The sequence below is a fragment of the Lactiplantibacillus plantarum genome (assembly GCF_014131735.1).
Classification (GTDB): Bacteria; Bacillota; Bacilli; order Lactobacillales; family Lactobacillaceae; genus Lactiplantibacillus; species Lactiplantibacillus plantarum.
Window position 1 is genome coordinate 798,116 of the sequence record NZ_CP039121.1, and the last position, 24,130, is coordinate 822,245.

21 protein-coding genes, 1 tRNA gene, 1 rRNA gene and 1 pseudogene are annotated in these 24,130 nt (G+C 45.8%); 15 read left to right on the forward strand and 9 right to left on the reverse strand.

Going from position 1 to position 24,130, the window contains the following annotated elements:
• Window positions 1-45 precede the first annotated feature (45 nt).
• Both rrf and E5260_RS03535 read left to right on the forward strand, forming a co-directional pair.
• Window positions 46-162 (forward strand): 5S ribosomal RNA (gene rrf / locus E5260_RS03530).
• Window positions 163-266: 104 nt separating this feature from the next.
• Window positions 267-339: transfer RNA gene (locus tag E5260_RS03535), tRNA-Thr, on the forward strand.
• A 277-nt stretch (window positions 340-616) separates the two neighbouring features.
• On the opposite strand, the gene E5260_RS03540 is transcribed toward E5260_RS03535, so the two are convergent.
• The gene (locus E5260_RS03540; RefSeq protein ID WP_003642521.1) at window positions 617-1,516 is read right to left on the reverse strand and encodes a LysR family transcriptional regulator; all 900 of its coding nucleotides are present in this window, start codon (window positions 1,514-1,516) and stop codon (window positions 617-619) included.
• 121 nt (window positions 1,517-1,637) lie between these two features.
• On the opposite strand from E5260_RS03540, the gene E5260_RS03545 reads away from it, so the two are divergent.
• Together E5260_RS03545 and E5260_RS03550 are read left to right on the forward strand one after the other, a co-directional pair.
• Window positions 1,638-2,501, forward strand: a complete 864-nt coding sequence (locus tag E5260_RS03545) for an aldo/keto reductase (protein ID WP_003642522.1) — start codon at window positions 1,638-1,640, stop codon at window positions 2,499-2,501.
• Between the two features lie 18 nt (window positions 2,502-2,519).
• On the forward strand, window positions 2,520-3,386 hold the full coding sequence (locus E5260_RS03550) for an aldo/keto reductase (RefSeq protein WP_003642523.1): 867 nt from the start codon (window positions 2,520-2,522) through the stop codon (window positions 3,384-3,386).
• A gap of 229 nt (window positions 3,387-3,615) precedes the next feature.
• On the opposite strand, the gene E5260_RS03555 is transcribed toward E5260_RS03550, so the two are convergent.
• A complete protein-coding gene (locus E5260_RS03555; RefSeq protein ID WP_015380772.1) occupies window positions 3,616-4,071 on the reverse strand; it encodes a MarR family winged helix-turn-helix transcriptional regulator in 456 nt (151 codons plus the stop codon).
• A gap of 289 nt (window positions 4,072-4,360) precedes the next feature.
• Window positions 4,361-5,797 (reverse strand): APC family permease, encoded by a 1,437-nt coding sequence (locus E5260_RS03560; protein WP_003642526.1) that lies wholly within the window; start codon window positions 5,795-5,797, stop codon window positions 4,361-4,363.
• Between the two features lie 192 nt (window positions 5,798-5,989).
• Between E5260_RS03560 and E5260_RS03565 the strand changes: the two genes are divergently transcribed.
• From E5260_RS03565 to E5260_RS03580, 4 genes and pseudogenes are all read left to right on the forward strand, one after another.
• Window positions 5,990-6,763 (forward strand): type I 3-dehydroquinate dehydratase, encoded by a 774-nt coding sequence (locus E5260_RS03565; protein WP_003642527.1) that lies wholly within the window; start codon window positions 5,990-5,992, stop codon window positions 6,761-6,763.
• A 5-nt stretch (window positions 6,764-6,768) separates the two neighbouring features.
• The gene (locus E5260_RS03570) at window positions 6,769-6,990 is read left to right on the forward strand and encodes a hypothetical protein (RefSeq protein WP_003642528.1); all 222 of its coding nucleotides are present in this window, start codon (window positions 6,769-6,771) and stop codon (window positions 6,988-6,990) included.
• Between the two features lie 557 nt (window positions 6,991-7,547).
• Window positions 7,548-8,225, forward strand: a pseudogene (locus tag E5260_RS03575) (KxYKxGKxW signal peptide domain-containing protein); the annotation flags it as partial.
• The gene (locus E5260_RS03580; protein WP_050430870.1) at window positions 8,173-11,085 is read left to right on the forward strand and encodes a bacterial Ig-like domain-containing protein; all 2,913 of its coding nucleotides are present in this window, start codon (window positions 8,173-8,175) and stop codon (window positions 11,083-11,085) included. The pseudogene E5260_RS03575 and the gene E5260_RS03580, both read left to right, overlap by 53 nt.
• Before the next feature lie 171 nt (window positions 11,086-11,256).
• Here E5260_RS03580 and E5260_RS03585 read toward each other — a convergent pair whose 3' ends face one another.
• The gene (locus E5260_RS03585) at window positions 11,257-11,703 is read right to left on the reverse strand and encodes a flavodoxin (RefSeq protein WP_003642531.1); all 447 of its coding nucleotides are present in this window, start codon (window positions 11,701-11,703) and stop codon (window positions 11,257-11,259) included.
• Between the two features lie 226 nt (window positions 11,704-11,929).
• Here E5260_RS03585 and E5260_RS03590 point away from each other — a divergent pair, with 226 nt between their 5' ends.
• The 3 genes from E5260_RS03590 (at window position 11,930) to E5260_RS03600 (ending at window position 16,215) form a co-directional block, all read left to right on the forward strand.
• The gene (locus tag E5260_RS03590; RefSeq protein WP_003642532.1) at window positions 11,930-14,083 is read left to right on the forward strand and encodes a hypothetical protein; all 2,154 of its coding nucleotides are present in this window, start codon (window positions 11,930-11,932) and stop codon (window positions 14,081-14,083) included.
• Between the two features lie 333 nt (window positions 14,084-14,416).
• Window positions 14,417-14,989 (forward strand): NADPH-dependent F420 reductase, encoded by a 573-nt coding sequence (locus E5260_RS03595; protein ID WP_003644741.1) that lies wholly within the window; start codon window positions 14,417-14,419, stop codon window positions 14,987-14,989.
• 275 nt (window positions 14,990-15,264) lie between these two features.
• Window positions 15,265-16,215, forward strand: coding sequence for a phosphoglycerate dehydrogenase (locus tag E5260_RS03600; protein ID WP_003642534.1), 951 nt, complete (start codon window positions 15,265-15,267; stop codon window positions 16,213-16,215).
• A gap of 97 nt (window positions 16,216-16,312) precedes the next feature.
• Here the strand turns inward: E5260_RS03600 and E5260_RS03605 are convergent, their stop codons facing one another.
• Window positions 16,313-17,239, reverse strand: a complete 927-nt coding sequence (locus tag E5260_RS03605; protein WP_011101916.1) for a DMT family transporter — start codon at window positions 17,237-17,239, stop codon at window positions 16,313-16,315.
• Window positions 17,240-17,311: 72 nt separating this feature from the next.
• The gene (locus E5260_RS03610) at window positions 17,312-18,331 is read right to left on the reverse strand and encodes a ketopantoate reductase family protein (RefSeq protein WP_003644739.1); all 1,020 of its coding nucleotides are present in this window, start codon (window positions 18,329-18,331) and stop codon (window positions 17,312-17,314) included.
• A 769-nt stretch (window positions 18,332-19,100) separates the two neighbouring features.
• Between E5260_RS03610 and E5260_RS03615 the strand changes: the two genes are divergently transcribed.
• Together E5260_RS03615 and E5260_RS03620 are read left to right on the forward strand one after the other, a co-directional pair.
• Complete coding sequence (locus E5260_RS03615) at window positions 19,101-19,934, forward strand: HAD family hydrolase (protein WP_003642537.1); 834 nt, start codon at window positions 19,101-19,103, stop codon at window positions 19,932-19,934.
• A 187-nt stretch (window positions 19,935-20,121) separates the two neighbouring features.
• The gene (locus E5260_RS03620; RefSeq protein ID WP_003642538.1) at window positions 20,122-20,610 is read left to right on the forward strand and encodes a hypothetical protein; all 489 of its coding nucleotides are present in this window, start codon (window positions 20,122-20,124) and stop codon (window positions 20,608-20,610) included.
• Here E5260_RS03620 and E5260_RS03625 read toward each other — a convergent pair.
• The 3 genes from E5260_RS03625 to E5260_RS03635 form a co-directional block, all read right to left on the reverse strand.
• Complete coding sequence (locus tag E5260_RS03625; RefSeq protein ID WP_003645837.1) at window positions 20,594-21,268, reverse strand: histidine phosphatase family protein; 675 nt, start codon at window positions 21,266-21,268, stop codon at window positions 20,594-20,596. The genes E5260_RS03620 and E5260_RS03625 overlap by 17 nt on opposite strands.
• 320 nt (window positions 21,269-21,588) lie before the next feature.
• Complete coding sequence (locus E5260_RS03630) at window positions 21,589-22,323, reverse strand: glycosyltransferase family 2 protein (RefSeq protein WP_003642540.1); 735 nt, start codon at window positions 22,321-22,323, stop codon at window positions 21,589-21,591.
• A 92-nt stretch (window positions 22,324-22,415) separates the two neighbouring features.
• On the reverse strand, window positions 22,416-23,123 hold the full coding sequence (locus E5260_RS03635) for a GntR family transcriptional regulator (protein WP_003642541.1): 708 nt from the start codon (window positions 23,121-23,123) through the stop codon (window positions 22,416-22,418).
• A 194-nt stretch (window positions 23,124-23,317) separates the two neighbouring features.
• Here E5260_RS03635 and E5260_RS03640 point away from each other — a divergent pair, with 194 nt between their 5' ends.
• Window positions 23,318-23,635 (forward strand): PTS sugar transporter subunit IIB, encoded by a 318-nt coding sequence (locus tag E5260_RS03640; RefSeq protein ID WP_003639490.1) that lies wholly within the window; start codon window positions 23,318-23,320, stop codon window positions 23,633-23,635.
• 100 nt (window positions 23,636-23,735) lie between these two features.
• Complete coding sequence (locus E5260_RS03645) at window positions 23,736-24,083, forward strand: PTS lactose/cellobiose transporter subunit IIA (RefSeq protein WP_003642542.1); 348 nt, start codon at window positions 23,736-23,738, stop codon at window positions 24,081-24,083.
• The last annotated feature ends 47 nt before the right edge of the window (window positions 24,084-24,130 follow it).

Below are 24,130 nucleotides of genomic sequence, written 5' to 3' on the forward strand. Positions count from 1 at the left end.
GATATTTGATATTAGCTAGTTTTGAGAGCACAAGTTTCTCAATAGTGTGGTGACGATGGCGAGAAGGATACACCTGTTCCCATGTCGAACACAGAAGTTAAGCTTCTTAGCGCCGAGAGTAGTTGGGGGATCGCTCCCTGCGAGGGTAGGACGTTGCCATGCAACCTAAGGAATCGTTAATTCGGTTCCTTTTTTTTACGTTGAATGTCAACCAGTACAGTTTGAATTTAAACATGCTTTTGGTATACTGGATAGGGTCAATTAACGCCGTTTTAGCTCAGCAGGTAGAGCACTTCCATGGTAAGGAAGAGGTCGGCAGTTCAAATCTGCTAAACGGCTTGCTGTTAGAAGATGATTGGCGTGGAATGCTTGTTTAACTGTTTTTTCTGCAACTAATCATCACATTAGGGTCCATGTTTAAGATTAAGACTTGAACGAACCAAACTTAATATGAAAAGAGGTCCACACGCTCGCATTAGATTAGCTAAGCGAGCGTGTGGACCTCTTTTGCTATCAAGAACTGGGAGGGCGAGCTTCAACCAGTATATACCCCCTGTGATTGAGCGTAACACTTCATTTTGCAGTTTTAGACCGAACGGCTTAATTATGTTAGCTGCTAGGACGTGGAAGTATGCTTGAGATTGGCTGGCCACGCGGCTTCAAATTGCTTGAATAGGGGCATTAATGATTGTCGATTGCTAACAAGATAATTGACATAGATTGGCATGTGAGCACGAGTATCGCTAATCGGGATAGCGACTCGATTGTCATCATCGGCTTGGCTATCCAGCTGGTGAGGCGCCAATGCGGTAAAGTTAGTACTGAAGTACGGAAAATCAGAGTATTTAGTGATTTCTGTAAAGGCCGTGCGTTGGGGTTGGTATAAGAATTTAGCATCTGGGATGGCCTGCTGAATAATATCTTTCCAAATACCGATTGCGCTTAGAACCACGAAGCTAATTCCCTTAAGTTCGGCGAACGTGATGCTAGGTTGGTTCGCACGGTACATGAATCGCTGTAAATGGACCACGAGATTTTCAGTACCGATGAAGCGAGATTCAATGCCGGCCGTCAGAATTTCCTGATTAGAGAAAATGAAACTTGCCTGGCGGTTAATGAGATGCTCAGTGATTTGGTCGTCGGCAATCAGTGGTTGCCTTACTCGCAGCGAATTAGGTAATACCGTTTTGAGATGGGTGAGTAAGGCAAGTGGACCAGGTAGGGTGGTTTCGACGGTACGTGTGACTAAGCTTTGCTCGTAGTTTTGTATTTTGGTTACAAAAGTCCGTTGTTGTGTCAATAATTGTTCAGCTTCCTGAGCGGCTAACTGGCCAGTGGGCGTCAGTGTAATTCGATTGGGTTGACGATCAAATAAGCGAACAGCGAGCATTGTTTCCAATTTCTGCATGCCGCGAGTGATAGTTGGTTGCGTCACGTTTAATGCGGCCGCGGTCTTAGCCAGCGTGTGCTCGTGGGCGAATGTGATCAGCTCTTCTAATAAATAATTTTCAATCATCAGGAACCTCCGTTACTAGTATGCACTATATGTATACTAGTATGAATAAGTAGTAATTTTCAAGTATTAGGTTTGCGGGTATGCTTGTTATTGTAATCAAATAGTGAAAGGTTGATGCGTGATGGTTCCAACAACGAAATTAAACAATGGTGTGGTTATGCCCCAATTGGGATTCGGCGTGTTCCAAGTCCCTGACCTGAATGAATGTGAAGCAGCGGTGACCGCGGCCTTAAAGGCTGGTTACCGTTTAATTGATACGGCAACGGCATACCAAAATGAAACCGCAGTGGGGCGGGCAATTCAAAAGAGTGGTCTTAGACGTGATGAACTCTTTGTCACTTCCAAGCTGTGGGTCTCAGAATTCACCTATGAACGTGCAAAGCAAGGTATTGATGCGTCATTACAACGTTTAGGCGTAGACTACTTGGACTTGTATCTTTTGCACCAACCTTATGGCGATGTGATGGGTGCTTGGCGTGCTTTAGAAGAGGCTTACCATGCTGGTAAGATTCGCGCAATTGGTGTTTCCAATTTTTATGCGGATCAGCTAAAGAACTTGGAACTGACCATGTCCGTGCAACCAGCTGTCAATCAAATCGAGGTCAATCCATGGTACCAGCAAGCAGACGAGGTCCGCTTTAATCAAGATGAACACGTACGGGTTGAAGCTTGGGCACCGTTTGCAGAAGGTAAGCATGCGATTTTCAGTAATCCAAGTATTCAAACTATCGCACAGGCCCATGGTAAGACGACCGGACAAGTCATCTTACGTTGGCTGTTGCAACGCGGGATTACGGTGATTCCAAAATCAGTGCATCCTGAACGTATGGCTGAGAATATCGCTGTTTTTGATTTTGAATTAACAGCTGCAGAAATGTCAGCAATGGCCGAACTTGATCAGGGCGTCAGTCAGTTCTTTGATCATCGTGATCCTGTGACAATTGAACAGATTTTTGGCGCTAGTTTACGACAATTACATGAATAAGTTAAGGAGTGATTATTAATGACAAAAACACCAACTATTACGCTAAATGATGGCCGCGCGATTCCAGCAATTGGGTTTGGCACTTTCCAGATTCCAGACGACGGTTCCACTTATCAAGCAGTCAAAGAAGCATTGGCGATTGGTTATCGACACATTGACACAGCCGTGGCCTATTTTAACGAAGACGAAGTTGGTCAAGCTATTAAGGATAGTGGGATTCCACGGGACCAAATCTGGGTGACGAGTAAACTTTGGCTCCAAGACTACGGCTTTGACGCAGCCAGTCGCGCCATCGATCGTTCGTTAACTAAGTTGCGACTAGACTATATTGACTTGTACTTAATTCATCAACCTTATGGCGATGTTCCGGGTGCATGGCAAGCAATGGAAGCAGCCCAAAAGGCCGGGAAATTAAAGTCGATCGGTGTTTCCAATATGACACCAACGTTGTGGCAAAAATTTGTGCCACAATTTGAAACGATCCCTGCAGTCAATCAGGTTGAATTTAACCCGTACTTTCAGCAACAACCCTTGCGCCAATTACTCGCGGCACAAGATGTTAAATTAGAAGCTTGGGCGCCCTTGGGTCAGGGCAATCAAGCATTATTCAAAGAACCAATCATTCAACAATTGGCTATTAAGTATCATAAGGATGCTGGTCAAATCATTCTTAGATTTGAACATCAAGAAGGCGTGATCGTCTTTCCTAAATCAGTGCACAGTGCACGGATCAAGAGTAATCGGGATATCTTCGACTTTGAATTAACTTCGACTGAGATGGCCCAATTACGAGCTTTAGATACCGGTAAAGGTCACCACGACCCAGATGCGCCAGGGGTTTCAGAACAGTTGTTGCATGCCTTTGACGTGCATGCAGATGACTAGCGGCAGAGCCGGCCAAGTCGCGGACGAACGTACCGTAGTGTAAGCTGCTTTGATTGTAACTGAAAATTAACGACGCCATGGACGCTAGAATCACTAGCATCCATGGCGCCGTTTTTTGATTAAGGCCTTTAAAAGCCGTAACTTGAAATGGCGACGAATAAAAATCAGCTTACTAAAATGGGGCACGTTACGACTAATGCCGAATGATGAAGCTGAGGATGGCTGGTTATTAATCGCTGGCGGGAACCTCATTATTGATAATTTGCTCGTTAAAGTCAGTGAAGATGCCTAGCAGGGTCTTCACCCGTTGCGGGCCCAATTGAGTCGTCCACTGGTGAACCGTTTTGTGCATGGTGGCCATTAGTTGCTGATCTAGGTGACGGCCGGTAGCCGTTAAGGAAAGTCCTTTTTGGCGGCGATCAGTGGCATTAGCCTGTTGCTCAATGTATCGATGTTTGAGGAGGACTCCGATTTGGCGTGAGATTGCGCTGCGTGAGACATGGTGCTGATGTGCGATCTCCATTAATAATAGTGGCTGGGGGCTTTGACCTATTTCATGCATGATTAAAAAAGCGTCAAAGGTAAGATGTTGCGTGGCCAGTAGTGAATTTAAGCGAGTATTCAGGTAACGAGAGATATTGGCATAATCGGTCAAAAACATGTCGAGAGCGTCGACGGTAGCCATAATAAGAACCTCCTTGAAGAGCGACTGCTTGGTAAATTTGGATTGACTATATTCACTAAGAATCATACCGCTAAACGTGTAAAAAGTGTAAGATTGTGAGCCGCAAATTAGTGACTGAAATGTTACGTGAACACGCATGCCTACTAGCAACGGTTGGTAATACCAAAACCACCGCTGACAGTTTTTTGCGCTGTCAGCGGTGGCGAATAGATTATCGATCAACGTTACAAAAAAGTCAGTGAGTCCGCAGGCGTAGAGCGACGATGCGGGCGTAAAGATCGGTGACGCACTAAGCGGTTTTAGTGCGATGACGACGAGCAATCATCGGCAAAATCATCCCTAAGGCAACAAAGATAATTGGCGTTAGAATATTTAAAGTCAGTTGGAAGAGCCAACTGCTAGGATTGCTAGCGTAGGAAGTCTTTGGAACCATTCCGAGGATGCAAGCAAATGCTGTAAACAGGAAGCACCAAGCACCGACCAAACGGCCAGCGACTGGGTTTTTCAGGAACTTGTAATCACTCTTGAATTCCTTTAAGTGCTTGTTGAGTAGCATGTAAGCTAGAAAGACCCACAGGTAGCGCATCGGCATTACGACCGAATTTAAGTTCAATAACCAATTAAAGAGTTCATTCATGTTTCCAATCCCTAATGCAGGAATGATAATGAGAATGCTGACCAAAACCCCAGTTAAGATGTAACCGTTGACGGGCACATCCTTCTTGTTCATTTTACTTAATTTTTTGGGAATAAATTCAGGGTCGGCATCACCAAGCAAAATCTTCAATGGCGCATCGATTGAGAACGCTAAGGCGGAGATTTGGGCAAGCACATTGGCAATTGCGTAGAGGATCAAGAACAGATTGCCCACGTGGTAGAAGGCACCTAGTCGTTGAAACGCGTAGTAAGCACCGTTGGCCATCAAATCAGCGGGAATGTGCTTGGAGTTAAACAGAATCCCCATGGCAAATGAACCCAGCAGGGCACAGATTGCGACCATACCTGCGAGCACTAACATGCCTAACGGAAACTCACGTCCCGGATTTTTGGTTTTATTAACGTACGGCGAAATCTTTTCAGATCCCCCGACCGCGAAGACTAACATTGAAACGGTCGTAAAGTAGGTAAAGTCAAACTTAGGTAAGTAGGACTTGAGTGAAAACATGTTCGGTGTCTGAACAGTCGCCTTGGTCATAAACGGTGCTGATACGGCCAAGATGATGAATAAAATCGACATGATGAACATCCCCGTACCAGCAACGCTCCCGATGCGTTTCAGTGTCGTTAGTCCCAATGAAGCAATCCAGAGGAAGAATAAGAATAGCACTAAACAAATGGCTTGAACGACTAACGCAGGTGTCGTGTTGACGAAGTTCCCATTACCGCGGAACAGCCAGCTGAATGCAATTAGAATCCCTTGGGGTTTTTGTGCTAAGTACGGAATGTGCACGATCCAATAAGTCCAGGCAGCATAGTAAGCTAGGCGCTTGGTACTCGTTGCTCGAATCCAAGATGAGACGCCCCCCTCAGCATCCTTAAAGGTCGAACCCAGTTGACCCACAATCAAGGTGTAGGGAATAAAATAAATAATCATGATCAAAATCCAAGAAGTGACGACTGAAAGCCCTTGTAACGCAAAATTATTGACAACGTTACCTAGGCCCCAGACCGCCACGAATGCAATTAAAGCAATGTTGGACCATCGAAGTTGTTTTTCGTTTGCCATGTTGAACTCCTTTGTGAGCTAAAGTATGCTTAATTGTAAGGCCAAACTGAAAGCGATGCCAGTATTAACAAGTTAATATTAAAAGCGCTTTAAATTTTAAGTCGAAAAATGAATTTTGAGTGTCAAAACAGCGAAAATTTGCTATTGTTAAGAGTAGATAAAATTTAACGGCAACGGACGCGCATTGTTCGAATGAAAATGAAAGCAGGAATGGTCTTGAAAGAAGTTACAGTTGGGGAGTTAACGTTAGCGACAGGGATGCCTAAGATTGGTGTTGTTTTAGCGGGGGCCACACGGGAGGACCTCTTGCGTAAAGCGGGGCAGATTTTAACTTCGGTGGCACAAATTGTTGTTTGGCGGTTAGATCCTTATCAGGAATTGGATAACCGTGCGGAGTTAGTCAATACAGCGGCCCAATTGCAACAAGTTTTGGGGACGATTCCATTAATTGCCATGTTTGGGCTGGCAAACGATCCAGCTGAAGTGACCGAATATTATCAAACTTATCAAACATTAGTGAATAATCGAAGCGTGGCTGGCGTGGATATTGACTTAGCCATGGTCAATCAGCCAGATTTTATGACGTTGACCAAACAGATGCGTGCCAACGAAATTCGGTTAATTGCGAGCCAGACCGTCACGACAGCAACAACTGACGATTTATTGGCGACTTATCACGAATTAGCAGCAACTGGTGCTGATGTCGTGCGGGTGACAGTGGCTGGACATGATGCACAGACGGTGTTGGCATTAATGGCGGCAACTGAGCAAGCACGGCAGCAATTAGTTGTGCCAATCGTGGCAACGGCGACGGGCAAGTTTGGTCGTTATAACAGTGTCTGTAGTCAGTTGACGGGGTCGGCAGTTGCCTTTGGACACGTCGGCCGGGTCGGTGATCAAAGTCAATTAGCAGTGAGTCAGGTCAAACAGGCGTTACAAATGTTGGCACCACTTGAAGGGGCGTGAAATCAATGCAATGGCGATCGTTTTGGCGGCATACCCGGACGATTTTTGAAACGTTAGTCATCTATTTCTTACTGATTCAAGGGCCGTATGATTTGTGGATCGGCAAGGTGGGCTATCGACTTAGTTCGTATTTAATTGATATTGTGGGTATCACGGTGCTGTTTGTCATCGTTGAGCTAGTTTATAATGCGATTCGACAAATCGTTGTGAAACGACGATCCAAATGACTCGGGGCCGAGTGACAATTATCGTATCTACTAGCTCATGATTACGCGGGGGGAGTCTTTCGATTCAAATTAGGGAAATACGCTATTAGAATGGGTAAACCAGGTCTTGAGCAGTAATATTGCTCAAGGCTTTTTTGATGGCCGGGGATTACTGGAAGACACTGGTCAGTCGCCATGGTGACAGCTGACCGGTGCATGATGCAACTGTCAGTATGGTGAACGAATAGTGGTGGTCGAATACTAAAACGACCAGAATTAATGAATCACCACGATGAAAACGATTGCAGAAATAGGGAGTTGATAATTATATTTTTGCGATAAACAAGCGGATTAATCATAATGATAACAGGTTAATTAGAATTGTGATAATCAGTTGAGCATTATGAGGGTACCATGGTATATTTAAAAACCGTAAATGATGTACTAGTTAAACACGATAATCAAATATAGTAAGAACACTTTATTTAATGAGATTAATCGTTAGGTCAGTTAGGTTGTTTTTGAAGAAATGGGGAATTACTATCAATTACCGTGAATCAGAAGTGAAATGTTATAAAATGTATAAAAGTGGCAAGATGTGGTTGCTTGCGAGCGCTTCACTATTATTGTTGAATACTCAACTGTTAACCGCACATGCGGATGAACCAACATCTGCATCGACTAGCGAAACGAGTGTCGTAGCGACTAACGGTGTGTCAATTCAAAATCAAGGTAGCAGCAATCAAACACTGGCAAGTTCGGTTTCTAAAACGGATAACGTTGTCGTGGCTAATGATGAGAACGCTTCGATTACTAATCAGACGGTAATCGATGCACAGCCAGCTACTAATGACGAGCCGCAATCCGCTGCATCAACGGCTGCGTTGAACGGGACATCTGGCGCGCCCAATAGTGAGGTAGCCGCTGATTCGATGGCAGCAGTGAACGGACTAAACACGGTAGCGCCCGCGACGAACAGTTATGAAGCATCACGGACTGACGATCTGTTCAGTAATGCCGCAGAATCGACTGTTAGTGAACAACAGCCTGAAGCGAGTGAACAGTTATTACTCGATACTGCTGACGCGTCAGAACGTAAACCCGCCGCTGACTTGCAACATGTTGAGCAGCATCAGCTGGTAGATGACCTTAAGGTGGAGTCACAGCACGTTGATACTCGTGCTGTGACTAGGGCGGATGAGGATGAAATGTCTGGTAACTTTGGCGTTGATTGGCACTTTGATGCCAGTGCAGGCCGCTGAAGAACAGTATACTGATGAGATTGTCAATCAATCTGATGATGAGCATGCGAATTCTGATCAGGTCAGTGTACCGGTCACGGATCAAGTTGACAGTGAGACCCCCGTTCCGTCAGACGAACATACTGCAACACTTGATACGCATCCGAACCAATCGACAACTGATGATTCTGAACAGCCAGTTAGTGCCGACGAGCAGTCGCAAGATATTGACACGGATAGTACTGCAAAAGTCTTGTCGTCGCAGCATAAAACAGAAACCATCAATGAGCGGGGAAGCGGTGATTTGGCTGGCGTGATTCGAAATCCAGAACGCCCACATCTCACGGATGGTTATCGCAACGATGATATGGAAGACGATGACTCGATGGCCGGCATCTGGGGTGCTGGTTACAACGCCGATGGCATTAAATGGCATTTTGACGCGGATTCTGGTGTGTTAGTGTTGGACGGTGGCGATATTTACGATTGCTATGGGGATAGTCCGTGGCAATCAAAATCGTGGGTGTTACAAATAGTTAAAGTTGTGATTTCAAAGCCAATTCGCATTATAGGTGATAGTGGGGGCTTCTTTGAAAATTTGACGAATGTTGAACACTATGAAGGGCTTGAAAAAATTGATGTTAGTTCTGCGACGGATTTAAGATATTTCTTTTCAGAAAATACGCATGTTAAGGAGCTAGATTTGAGCAGCTGGCAGGTGGGAAATGTGACTGATATGTCTTGCCTGTTTTTCAATTCTCCAGGGACTAGCCAACTAACGACAATCAATATTTCAGGGTGGGACACTCGTCGAGTAAGTGAAGCGGACTACATGTTTGGTCCCAATGAAAAGTTAACTCGTATTATTGGTATCGAGAATTTGAACTTTGAAAGCCTAAAAGAAGCAGGCGGTTTGTTTATCAAAACGGGGTTGTCGGAGCTAGACTTATCCAAATGGAAGACTGATAGCCTTGACAATATGGCTGCTTGGTTTATGGACATGCACAACTTAACCAGTGTTAAATTCGGGTCTCAGTTCAAAACAGATCAGGTTACTTGGATTCATTTGCTATTTTCAGGATGTTCCAATTTAACTGAGGTGGATCTATCTGGTTTTAATTTGCATCGCGTTGAACAAAATCTCGACATGTTTGCGGGATGTGAGCGTCTACAAAAAATTACACTTGGTCCGGATACTGATTTGACGCCAGCCAAAATCGAGTCGGTTGGGCTAATGGACATTGAAGCTAATGACCAATATACCGGTTACTGGATAAATGTAGCCAATCCCCAGCAACGGTTAACTAGTGCTGAACTGATGAATCTGTATTCAGGAAAAAATACGCCGATTGGAACCTACATCTGGGAAGCAAACCAAGCAGTTATCGATGCCAACGACATTACCCTGGAAGTTGGCGATGATTGGAACTGGACGGACAGTATCGAGAGTTTAACCGACCAATTTGGTCAAAAAGTCGATGTTCAGGCCCTCTATGTGGCTAATCCCCAGGCTGTGAAACTATCGGGTGACCGAGTAAATACAAGTCAGCCGGGTACTTACCAGGTCACTTTCAAGTATGCAGGTAAGACGGTCACTGCTTTGGTGATCGTGAAAGCTGACCAGACAAGTTTGACTGTCCATGATACAGAGTTACACGCTGGTGGCACTTGGCATGCGCAGGACGGTTTTGACGGGGCGACGGATAAAGACGGTCACGCCATCGACTTTAACGATGTGACGATAACAGGTGAAGTGAACACCATGGTTCCGGGTGATTACCAGATTACTTACACGTATGGTAGTCAGACGCAGACGATTACTGTAACTGTTAAGGAAAACCAAGCCAGTTTGAACTTATATCAAAACCACGCAACGGTGCATACGGATGGGCAGGGAACCAGTACTTGGCAGCCCCAAAGCAATTTTCAGAATGCCACTGATAGTGATGGTCAAACGTTAGACTGGTCGGCCATTGAGGTCGTTGGAACGCCAGATTGGACTACAGCCGGGGACTATCGGTTGACGTATCAATTTACTGACAAGACTGGTCAGTTGGTGACGGCAACGATGACGGTAACGGTGGTTATCGAGGAGGCCGACGAACAGGCGGAATCCCAAAGCGATTTACAGATTCATGATTCAACTATTACTGTCGGTGAGTCGTGGCAACCAAGCGATAATTTAGTCTTGGCTACGGATGTTAATGGCGGTGAATTGTCGCTTGCTGACCTAGTCGTAACTGGCACGGTCGATACTAATCAAGCCGGTGTTTACCAGGTGACTTATCAGTATACGGATGCGAGTGGTCAAGTTTTCACTCGCGTGGCAACAGTCACGGTCGTTGCGGCGAGCGATGGCGATACGAATACTGAACAGCCAGGCGCTACCAATACCAATGACGATGTGAACGGCGGCTCGACTGGAAGTATCGATGGTGATGATCAAGCAGAAATACCTACGGATGATGCTGACCAGATGGAGGGTGATGCGGCTGACGTTGATGCAAATGCAGTTATTGATGACGCAACACCCGCGGTTGGCACGAATCATGGAAAGGGTGCGGATCGTAATTCTGGCATGCAAACGACGGCTAATGGGGCTAAATCAGTAGTCACTTCATGGCCGCATCGGAGCCAGACGTCCAACACAGTTAGTTCACAACACGCGCAAACTATCGTTGCCGGTCATCATCAAGAATCACGGCCGACTGAATCAGCTTCGGTAGCTGTTCAGCCCGCAACGGCCAAACTCGGCACATCGGCTTTACCGCAAACTGGTGAAGCGCCAAGTCGTGCAAATGTGATGGGAACAGTGCTATTGGGGTTGACCATGTTCGGTAGTTGGCTCGGATTTCGGCGTGTGAAACGCCATTAAACAACGTGCTCGAAATCGTAAGGACTGAATAAAAGTGATTACGGTGATTGTGATTTTCGGTATCAGCGTCAGGATGATGTGTCGATAACAGTTAATAAAAGAAACGCTTCAAGAATTAGTCATGAATTCTTGAAGCGTTTCTTTGTTATTCACTCAATCAAACTAGTCAGGTTACTGAACTTTAGCAACGAGTTGTTCAGTAAATGCATCCAGGGCTTTTACATCATCAGCTTCTGGTGCAAGGTTAACGAACACGTCCTTGGCACCCTGAGTAGCTCCAGCCTTCTTTAACGCGTTACTGAAATCGGTGACGGCACGGCAATAATCATCATCATAGAAAGTATCGCCAGAGCCGGCACAGCCGTAAATCTTACCGGTTAAATCCAAATCCTGTAAGTCCTCGTAGAAGTCGAGTCCCTCTTCAGGGAGGGCGCCCTCATCGTAGGTGTAAGGGACGACAACACAAATATCAACATCGTTGAATTCAGTTGCGTCGGCTTGCGAGATTTCTTCTTTGGCAACATCGACCCCAAGTTTTTCGAATTTTTCAGTAATAATATCGGCAACGTCTTCGTTGTTACCGGTAATGGTAGCAAAAATAACTTTCGCAGTAGCCATATGAACTCCTCGCTTTCAAATATCTTGATAAGCCGATTATAGCAGAGTTTTAACCTTAATTTAAGGTATTGGGCAGTTATTCACAAATCCGCTTGACCAGTGGTTTCTCAGTAGCCAATTCCATGCTATAATTTAACTATTAATGGTTATTTTACCGAAATTGATAAAAATTTTTGGTCGGCGCTTAACCAGGAATCTAATGTAAATTATAAATTGGCGAGGAGCGTTGGTTTTGTCTAGAAAAAATAAAAAAGAAGGATTGGGTAGACGGCTCTGGAATTCGATTACTGAGCCAATTCCCGACGATGATAGTACTGAACAAGATAATGAACAGATCCCCTTGGCCTATGATCTGAAAGACTCGGCCGCATCAAAGGCGGACGAAGCCGAAGCAAAATCAACGGTCAATATTCCCCGCTCGACGGCGAATAACAGTGCCGAAAAGCAACCTGTTGACGCAGTAATTGAACCAGAAAAGGTGGCTAAAAAAGCGCGCCATTCCGGAGACGATCGCCAGGCTGTAAAACAATCGGCGGCACCCGTCAAGCATGGGGCGACTAGTGCGGTTAAGCAAAAAGGCTCGGCTGGTTCTCAGTCGTCGGCAAAGGCGGAATCCGCGCAAATAACTAAAAAGTCCGCCGCAACTAAACCGGCCTCAACAGCAAGTCAGGCGGCGCCAAAGACGGCCAGCGCGGTCTCATCACAGGCAGTAAGTGACCAGCGTTCCAAGCACGCAGCTTCGACGACAGCTAGTGCGGCTCAATCGGCACCAGCGCGGGCCGCTAAGGAAGCGTCACAAGCAACCAGCACCGCAGTGTCTGATCAGAAGCGTGTGGCTAAAACAACAGCAAGTACCAAGGTTCATCAGTCGGCGGCAACGTCGGAAGTTCCAATGACGCGGATGGCCCGGCGTGCTAGTCAGGAAGCTGCCAGTCAGGCCAAGACGCACAGTCAACAGTCTAGTGCTTCGACATCGAGTGCCGCGGCCGCCGCATCTGCGGTAGCACAATCCACGGCCCCGAAGTCCACAGCCCCCAAGTCAGCGACATCAAAGGCTGCTGTATCTCAGGCCACGGCCACAACCGCTAAGGATCCGCAAGCGACTGCTGCTAAACAGCCGAAGGTCGAAAGGCGCATCCCAGCTGATCATATTCCACCGGTTGCTCGTAAACAGCAACCGCGGATTGCGGTCAAGGGGACGGAACAAGCGGATGATGACACGCAGCCTGAGTTACCATTATCACGTGAAGAGTTGTATGGTGATCAGCAGCCCAACGGTGGCAAGCAGCCCAATAAGCCAACCATGTCACGGGTCGCTCGGCACGAAGAACAGCGGGTACCACATGATGATCAGCCGGATGACGACCGTGACTTTTCTGAGTTAGAAACGGATGAAAAGAATCCACATCTTAAGAAGCCAGCTCGGCGCTATAACTGGAAGTTGATGTTGGCTGGTGTTGCGATTCTGGTTGTTGCTGCTGGTGGAGCTTTCTTCATGTGGAACCATGGGCAAGCCACTCAAGCTGCGGCACGAACCAATGCGGAAAAGATCGTGGACCAAGTTTATACATCATCAGCCCAACGGGACTTGCGGGCGAGTGCCTCAAGCTCGACTTTGACCAAGTTGCAAAATAATATTGATAATATGAAGGATTCAAGTGAAAAGACCCGTTTGCAGAAACAGCATGATACGGCTGCTAAGATGTTGACGGTCCGGACTAGTTACCAAGATTTACGCAACGCTAAGGGGTTACTTAAGACCGACGTGACCATGGACACCATTACTAAGGGTCAGCAACGGTTGACAACTGCTGGCTTAACGACTAGTAAGCCGTACTTTGCTAAGAAGTATGATAAGTTGTTTACGACAACGGGAAAAACGGTTAAGAAAGTGGTCAGCTATGATGCTGATTTCCAAAAATTATATAACAAGAAAAATAAGCTCAAGGCTTCGACCCCGTCAACGACAGTCGATAAAGTACTTGCAAACCTGAAAGCTTATCGCAAAAAGTCGCAGTTAGCGGCCAATGATTACCAGAAGTTGATTACGGATCGCAAGAAGTTGGCGAAAGCGAATAACGCATCGTCTTCAGCCTCAAGTTCGAGCACGTATAGCTATAGTGAACCAGAATCATCGTCGAGTTCATCATATTCGACTTATAGTGAAAGTAGTGACAACAGTAGTTCGGCTTCAACGCATAGTTATAGCAACGATACGGACACGAGCTCGGCAACGTCGAGCTCAAGTACGCCTAGCTACAGTTATAGTGCAAACACCGATAGTAGCTCAACGACGAATTATGGAGATACGTCTTCAACAACGACCGGTGGCACTGCTTCTTCTACAGATGGTTATAGTACGGCAACGGGCAATAATTAATTTTTCTGGGTAAACAAGACCAGTAAACTTGATGATCGTCTGAAAATTTAAAAACCGGCCAGCTTAATTAATTCATAATTAAGTTGGTCGGTTTTTGGTCGTTAGTGACTGATCGACTCGTGTCAATAACCTGGGAAGCGTGCAGGCAGGTGAATATCCGAGCTGGTTAGCCATTAGTTCCACTAATTGTTACCATTCAAGGAGTGTCCATTATCTGGGGCGAATGACGACCGGTTTGCGGTAACTGGCAGACACAAAAGTGATGTAAACGGGACATCAATGTTAGAATGTAAATATAAAATTAATTATAAAGTGAGAGAGGCGTGTTTTGATATGGAAATCACAATTTTTGGTAAGGGCAACATGGGGCAAGCAATTGGTCATAATTTTGAAATCGCTGGGCACGAGGTCACTTATTATGGTTCCAAGGACCAAGCCACAACGCTCGGTGAAATCGTGATCATGGCGGTACCTTATCCCGCTTTAGCTGCGCTGGCTAAACAGTACGCGACTCAGTTGAAGGGCAAAATCGTCGTTGATATCACGAACCCCTTGAATTTTGACACGTGGGATGACTTGGTTGTTCCAGCTGATAGTTCGGCTGCCCAAGAATTACAGCAGCAACTACCAGATAGTCAGGTGCTCAAGGCTTTCAATACGACTTTTGCGGCGACGCTTCAGAGTGGGCAGGTCAATGGTAAGGAACCAACAACCGTGTTAGTTGCTGGTAATGACGATAGCGCCAAGCAACGCTTCACCCGCGCCTTGGCTGACAGTCCGTTAGAAGTGAAGGATGCAGGTAAGTTAAAGCGGGCCCGTGAGCTTGAAGCGATGGGGTTTATGCAAATGACATTAGCAGCCAGTGAACAAATCGGCTGGACCGGTGGCTTTGCGGTTGTTAAATAATTGGTCAACGATTAAACCCAATTAGGTTAGTTACCGATTGGCGATGCTCGGGAGTGCGACTTTCGAACATCGCTTTTTTGTTGGTATTTTGTGAGCCGTTTGTCAGCAGTAGCGTCAAACATTGTGATTTAAACCAAACTGTGGGCTAAAAAAGGGTCAGCCTAACTTACTGGCCAATCTTAGCTAATATCCGGTTGTGGATCATTACGGTTCAAGTGAATGATAGTGGTATGATAAAAGTATTGATCAAGAAATTAGAAATGGGGTAATAAGTTATGCCAATGGTATTGATGGCTCAAGCAACCAAACCTGAACAGCTGCAACAGTTACAAACCACTTATCCGGACTGGACGTTCAAGGATGCGGCGGCGGTCACGGCGGCCGATTACGACCAAATTGAAGTCATGTATGGTAATCATCCGTTATTAAAGACGATCCTAGCGCGGCCAACCAATCAGTTAAAGTTTGTACAGGTCATTTCAGCTGGCGTCGATTATTTGCCATTAAAGGCATTGCAAGCGGCCGGGGTGGTGGTTGCGAACACGAGTGGTATTCACGCCGATGCGATTAGTGAATCGGTCTTAGCCGCGATGTTAAGCGTAGTCCGGGGGTACCATGCGGCCTGGCTGAATCAGCGCGGGGCACGGCAATGGGCCTTGCCAATGACGACATCTACCTTGACCGGGCAACAGTTGTTGATATATGGCACGGGCCAAATTGGGCAATCGTTAGCGGCTAAGGCTAGTGCGTTAGGCATGCACGTGATTGGGGTCAATACGACCGGTCACCCCGCTGATCATTTTCATGAAACAGTGGCATTTACCGCGACGGCTGACGCGTTAGCAACGGCTAACTTTATTGTCAACGCTTTGCCATTAACGCCAACAACGCATCATTTGTTTAGTACTGAATTATTTCAGCAGACCAAACAGCAACCGATGTTGATTAATATTGGGCGTGGTCCGGCGGTTGATACTACAGCGTTAATGACCGCCCTGGATCATCATCAACTCAGTATGGCAGCGTTGGACGTTACTGAACCAGAGCCATTACCGACGGACCACCCGTTGTGGCAACGAGATGACGTGCTGATTACGCCACATATTTCAGGTCAAATTGCCCACTTTCGGGCGACCGTTTTTCCAATCTTTGCGGCGAACTTTGCACAGTTTGTCAAAGATGGCACGCTGGTACGTAACCAAGTGGATCTGAATCGTGGTTATTAATTGAATATATGTAACGGTAGCGGCAATGTAAAAGCCGGTTGTGACTAGGACTTAGTCACAACCGGCTTTTACTGGTTTCATAATTATGAGTCATCGTTTATGGTTGCTTGAAATTCTCTGCCGTGCGATCATTGGGACCCTGCCCAATAGCCAAAATAAAGACGGTACTAATAATCAGGACACTGCCCAGAATGTCGAGCCAACCGAAGCTGACACCGAGTAGAACCACCGCAATGATGGTTGCGGATAAAGGTTCAAAAGCGTCTAGTAGACTGACAACGGTTGGCCGGATATATTGCAAACTTTGCAAGAAGAATAGGAAAGCTAACAATGTTCCAAACAGCACAACAAAGGTCAACTTGCTGATATTAAGCATAGTCAGTGGAATATGGATTGACCAGACTGGCTGAACGATGTTAAACAAGATACCCCCTAACAACATTGACCAGGTGTTGACGGTCATTGGGTCGTACTTAGTAAGTAGTTTGGTTGGTAGCAAGGTATTCGTAGCGGACGAGACCCCCGATAAGAGTCCCCAGATCAACGCCCAGACGGAGATGACTAGGGTCTGAGGGTTGCCGTGAGTCACGAGCAAGAATGAGCCCAGTAGTGCACAAATAATTGCAAGGCCTTCTGCACGGGTCGGCAATTGCCGATGAGCGACTAGCATCCACAGAGCAATGAACACGGGTCCCATGAATTGTAGAATTGTTCCGGTCGCCGCGTTACTAGCTTCAACTGCTAAAAAGTAGGTGAACTGAACCGGCATTAGACCCAATAGTGTGTAGGCCACGATCTGTAGGAGATCGCGGGGTTGACGCCAAATCGACCACAAATCAACATGGGTCAGCAAACTGACCAGTAATAGTGCGATTCCGGCACCCAGCATGCGAATTCCCGTTAACCAAATAGAATTAATATCGGTCGTATCAAAAAGTGTTTGTGCGACGGCTCCGGAAATCCCCCAGAAGGTCGCACTGATACTAGCAAGAAAGATACCTTTGAATTCCCGACTGACTTGCACAGCAAACCGCCTCCTCAGTAAAATCAACTTAACCTCCATTGTACATGATTTTGCTGAGAAAAGGGGAATCGGTTACGCACTTGCTTGTTGACTAGCCTGTTCGGTCGCGTTCTGAGCATTTTGTTCAGTAGTGTGTTCAGTTGTGGCACTGGTTTGGCGGGTGGTTTCGGCTAAGTGAACCAGATGGGTCAGAAACGCGTGCGTTTTTGCTTGGTAATGGTACTTTTGGCCGAGCTTGACGAGGTAGCCATTGATATAGTCGACTTCAGTTGGCCGATTATGAGACATATCTTGATACATCGATGGGTAGTGGAGGGGATTAGCCACTTTGCTGACGTAGTTGACAGAGGCGAGCTCTTCCGCGCGGGTATTCAACATGGTGACACCATCACGCTCACAGACATCATAGGCTTCATCGATCAATTGACGACTCAGCTCATCAGCCCCTGGATAGGCCGCGAATTCGCCCATCGTAATTTCAAAGAGGGTACAGAGGGTGTTGACCACTGAGTTGAAGACGACTTTAGCCAGCAAGGTGCCGCGGAAGTTCGTTGTTAAATTAGGGTGGAATTGGCATTTATCTAATTCTGTCACGATTCGGTGGGTCATTTCGTCAGGGTGTTCCGTATAATTGGCGAGATTCATGGTGCCGGCGCCGCGAGCTCCAATGAAGTCGACATCACCAGGGCCGTTTAAGACCGTAGCGACTAGTGCGGTCCCAGCTAATAATTTTTCGGGTTTGAAGTAGTGTAATAATTTTTCAACGTGACCCATCCCATTCATGCAAGTGAGCACGTACTGGCGACCATTAAAAGCGTGGGCCGTCCGAGTCAAAAAATCAGCAAGTTGCATCTGTTTAGTAAATACGACCCACACGTCGGGATCATCGTGATAATCTTCGGGAGTTGAGACTTTGACGGGAACTAAGTGTCGATTCTGGTGATCGCGCGACACGTAGACGCCACCTTGACGATGAATTTGATCAACATTTGCTTGCCAAGTATCCACAAAATCAACTTGATTGCCTGCTTCTTGTAATAACACACCGTAACGTAATCCCATGGCGCCTGCGCCGAGTACTGTAAAATGCATATGTATGACCATCCTTTAAAATGATTTATTAATAAATGAAAATAAAAACGTCCGACAGACGAAGTCGTCTGCCGGACGCGAGCGCGGGTTACCACCGGTATTCATCAGCAATTTACATTACTGACCTTAAGCACATCATGAAAGATGTACTACACGTTAGTGGGTGTTAACCAGTACGGGTTACTTGATTTCACCCATACAACTCACAGTCGATATTCGTGATACCGGATTAGGTCTGCTCACACCATCTCAGACTCGCTAAGGCTAACGACCGGCAACTACTGAACTGTTCAATGCTTTTTATCATCATTTATTAATTGTTCTCTAATTTAGCGGCTAGACTGGTGAATGTCAAGTAGTGAGATTGAATTCTTTGGTATATAAAGCTGATGAGGGCAAATAATGCTCTAAATAGCTTCTAAACTTAAGATTGTTTAGCCTTACGTGGTGAAAATGCGGTGGCTAGTTCGGTTTTGAAAGCGATTTCCATTATAGGAGGGAATAGCGTACAATTGGGAGTGTAAATAAGCCTTGTGCTAATTATGATTGCTAAAAAAGGCGGCGGTGCGTCATCTTTTTAATTTAAGCCCATTCAAGTCCGGCCAACCGGCTTACTCATCAGTGCGGATACGCCAATTTGCGTATTTACTGACGATGGCAGGATGGTACCGACTGATTGGCAAACCCAGCAAAAGCAGTCAAGCTGAATGTCACAGATGATCAGTTAGCTAGCACAACATATAGGTAAATACGTAGGAGGAGTTCAACTATGCCAAAATATTTAGTCTTTATGGACATTGACGGAACATTATTAACGGATCACCAATATGTCTCGGAGCGAACTCGAGCGACGATTGAACGGTTTCAGAAGCAGGACGTGTTATTTTACATCGCTACGGGGCGCATGTACGAACTGGCGAAGATTGTTCGAGACAAAGTAAACGCTGACGTTCGTTTGGTGACGTCTAACGGGGCGGTGTTCGATGGTGCCCAGGGCCGTGAGCTAACCAAACTCGGGGGTGCTGCGGTTGAGCTTGCCTATCTGATTGCACGTCGTGATAACTTACCAATGATGTTGTTCACGCCAGACATGGCCTACTATACGGAACAAATCCCACGGTTCGTTGCTCGTAATGCGGCTAACTTTGATGCGGATGAAGTCTCGATTGGCTATGAAGAAGTGAAGAGCTTTACGCAATTAGCCACGATTGAGGACCAGATTACGAACGGCGTCATTCTCAGTCGTGAAGACATGTCACGGCTGGATTCTGCCCGCGAAAAGCTCACTAATAGTAAATTGTTGCGACTTTCATCATCGAACCCGAATAATATTGAGATGATTCCTCTGAATACGGATAAGGGGACGGCGGTCAAACAAATTCAACGTGAGCAACATGTCGATGCCGCCCACACGTTTGTCTTTGGGGATGGTTTGAATGACGTTGGGATGATGGCAGAAGCTGACTTATCGGTGGCAATGGGCAACGCCTTGCCACAAGTTAAGAAAGTTGCGAACTATGTAACTGATATGAATTATAATGATGGTTTGGCACTATTCTTAGAAAAATACTTTGCGGCCCACCCATTATCAACGACTAAGTAAGGTCAGCTTACAAGCGTATCGGTGTATCGACGAGGACAATAAGGCCATTAAAAAAGCGATTCTCACGTGTGTGGGAATCGCTTTTGTGGTATTATTAAAATTTCGCTATGACTTAAGTGGTGGTAATTGACTTTTACGTCAAATTTGGCACACTTAGTATTGAAGTGTTTTTAGGAAGTGATAACTGTTGAAAATTGAAATCTTACCGACGACTACCACGGAAATTCCACTAGCAATTTTGTCGATGAGCAATCTTGATAACCGTGAGTTGAATCCAGCAATTGAAAAACAATTAGCTGCACAAGGGCTTGCCGTTGCTCAGCCGCAGAATGCTTTGGCAGACTTGCTTCAAGTGATTCACGCGCGCCATCCAGTGCAGATCAATGCGTGGGATATGAATACGCTTGGCACTGAGCAGGTTCAGCTTCATTTAACGGCACAAGGGGCCAGTCTTTCAGCGGATGCTACCACCCCAATCAGGCCTAATTTGGATAGTAAAAGCAGTCGCATTTTAATTGTAGTTGGCGATCCAGATGCAAGTGAAGCTTCAGTGCATGCAACTGGTCAAGAATTACAACGCAAAATCAAAGCCTTTTTTGGTATTCAGGCGCGCTTGCAATTTCCGAGTTGTACCACGCAACCTGTTAGCATCGAGACAACTAGGCCCGCTTCTTAGGGGTGATATTAATGTCGATCAACTTGAATTGCCGATTTTGGTAGTCCACGCGACTAACACTTGTATTTTTCAGGAGTCGGGTGGGAAGCTCACGGGGGCTGATTTGGTATAGGAATGCACTGAGAACCAGCCCGTGAGAAACGATAAGAATATTCTTGTCATGCTGACTATCCTGAGATTCATACAAACAGATTCGTCGTAGCGCGCTACTGATTCGATCCGTGACACCGACCAAAGTCTCGGCGCCACGAGTCTGGTCGAGGGAGTTAAAGACCCATAGTAGGGTGGCGAAGCGTTCACGACTCAACATCAACTTAACAAACGTTCCAATGCCCAATTGTTTTTGGACTTGCTTGACGATCCACATGTTTCTGGTACCTTCAAGCCCACCGAAGTTAAATTCGCGTAAGCCGACGTCAATCGTCGGCTTTTTTATTTCAGGATGGAGTGCGGTGATAATGCGACTCGTTTGTTGTGCTCGGCCCAAGTCACTGACGTAAGCAGCGTCGAAATGAACATCTGCTAGCATGCGGGCTAACCGTTGAGCGGAGCGCACACCGGTATGTGTGAGTTCCGAATCATAGATGCCTTGTAAACGGCCGGCCGCGTTGAGCTTGGTTTGTCCATGACGGACTAAGTATAAGTGAATCGTAGCCATCGCTAACCCTCCCATCAAATTAATTAATATAGTCCAATTGTAAAGCGTTACTCGTCATTCAACAAGTCTTTAATTGTTAATTGCCACTTTATTTTGTCGCTGATATCAAAAAGAGCTTGAGCAGCTAGCTTGTTTCGCGCCACGGTCGGTTTAATCGGCGGCGAAAGCGCATTTGAGACTGCGAGTGGATGGCTACTAGCCTCGAATAATTGCGCATCTTCTGGTCATCGTAGCCGATTATGCTAGGTATCAAAAAATCCCCTAAAGGGTGATAGCTATTTCAGCTACCGACCTTTAGGGGCGATGGCAACGTAACGTTGCTACTGATTATTCCAATCTTCGTTCAAAACTTGCTTGTTTTCCTGCTTGAGAATCTTCATCATCTTACGACGAGCGGTGAAGAATGGAATTCCAATGTGAGCAAGGTTGCTTCGAAAACGCCAACGGTAATGGTAAGTCCGGTCCGGTACGTATTCGGAGGACTGTACGTAGTTAGCGTAACGAAAGGCAAACAACTGGTCTTCAAGAAAATCAATATCTTCGTTGAACTTGAGGTGGTGCGTGGTAATAATACTGCGAATGAATGCTTTATTCCACGAAAAACCGCCAACCGTGCCAAAGTTGATGTTGGCAATCAAGTCTTTTTGGTTGTATGTTTTGGCAGGACTCGGAACGGCTAAGTAACCGTAGTGACCGCATACAACGAGCTGGGTATCGGGTGCTGACCGGTAGGCGGCTAGGAAGGTTGCCAGAAAGTCTGGTTCGACCCAATCGTCGCCATCGACAAAGCAAAGGTACTTACCCTTAGCAGCAGCCATACCGGAGTTACGAGCTGCGGAGACGCCCCGGTTATGGGCGTGAGTGATCACGTGGAACCGGTCGTCGCCTTTGATTAACGCGGCAATCTGTTCACCAGTGTCATCAGTCGAACAATCATCAACCACGAAGACTTCAAAGTCTGTCAAGGTTTGGCGTTGTAGACTAGTCAAGCAGCTATCTATAAATTTGTGCTGGTTGTAAGCTGGTACAACCACTGAAAAAAGGGGTGCTGACACGCTAATTCCTCCATCGTAAATTTGGATACTGTTACTAGTATACCCATAAATTGTGATGAAATTATAGTGAATCGTCTTTTTTTAGCCATAAATTAATTATTTGCAAGATTTGTCGTATGAAAATACAATGCGAGGTCGGGATAAACAAAGATGGTGTGAGAAAAATCTAGTAAGCCATTATTCTTATAATAGTTACAAGAATCCAAGGCCAAGTGAGTTGCGCCCTGTGCCAAATTCATTAGTTCGGCCTCTTCCTTGTTAAGATTGGTGAGTGAAAGATAATCATCACTGTTAGCAATCCCGATGCCGTAAGCTTCGTTGATGAAGTCCCAAATTGACGTATTGACAGCTTCGGTCGATAGATAGGGGACGACAGAGCGTAAGTAGTAGGCCTTTTCCAAACAATACAGTTGGTCGTGCCAGTAGCGGAGGCGAATGATACGATACAGTTCTTCGTCGACGGGAATGTTGAGTTTGCGGCTCAGGGCACTATCGCCGTGGATCGTATCAAAAGTCAGAATCTTCGAAGTTAAAGTCCGTGGGTGGACATGACTATTGAAGAGTGAGCGTGCTGACAGATTCACTACCGTTTTATGTTGAAGCTGAATATTAGTAATATAATAGCCACTGCCTTGAACCCGACGCAGGAGCCCCTGCTGGTACACCAAGTCAATCGCTTTGCGAATGGTGTTGCGGCTAGCTTGGTAACGTTCCATTAATTGGGCTTCCGTGGGGAGTTTGACGGTAAAAATGCCGTCTTGAATGGCGGCAACGAGTTTGGTTGCAATGTCACGATACATGGTGTTCACTTCTTTCGAATATTAAGTTGTTATTTAATAATTTGTGGGTACAAATCAAATAAATTGCAGATATCTGATTAATAAGGCTTGTCAAATTTGTACCCATGACTTATAATTCTAATTGTAATGAAAGCGGTTTATTAAAGCAACCGCTGTAACATATAAATTTAAAACAATCTAGGAGCGTGTTTATTATGGCTGAAAGAACAATTATGTTGGTATGTGCCGCTGGGATGTCAACGTCATTATTAGTCTCAAAGATGCAAAAGGCTGCGGAAGCAGAAGGCATTGATGCAGATATTTTTGCAACCGCTGCCAGTGATGCTGATGCGAAGTTAGCTGAAAAGAATCCTGACATTTTAATGCTTGGACCACAAGTTCGTTATATGTTAAGTGATTTCCAAAAGCGCGTTGATATTCCAGTTGAAGTTATCAACATGCAAGACTACGGCATGATGAACGGCGAAAAAGTTTTAAAGGAAGCCGAAGCATCAATTGCAAAAGCAAACTAATCATTAAATTGTAAGTGCTACCAGCCCACGGTAGATCAATCGCGGCCGGTGGCATTTTGATTGTGATGCACACGAATAAATGCTAAAAGGATGAGGGTAAATGGCAGAAGAACAAACAAAAGAAGTTGAAGCAAGTCTCGAAACCATTATGGGTTTGATCGTTAATGGTGGTAATGCAAAGAGTTCCGCTTTCGAAGCAATTAAAGCTGCTAAGGAAGGCGACTTTGAAACCGCTGATGCCAAGTTAAAGGAAGCAGATAACTTTCTAACCGAAGCACACAATTCACAAACCTCAATGTTAACGGCGGAAGCACAAGGGGAACATACCCACGTGTCATTGTTATTAGTACATTCACAAGATCACATCATGAATGCCATCACCTTCCGCGACTTAGCTGGTGAAGTTGTAGACGTTTATCGGCGTTTAGTTGCCGATGAGGCGAAGTAGTTAATTAATTTGAGCCTAGGCAAATACCTGCTGGTGTTGGTCTGGGC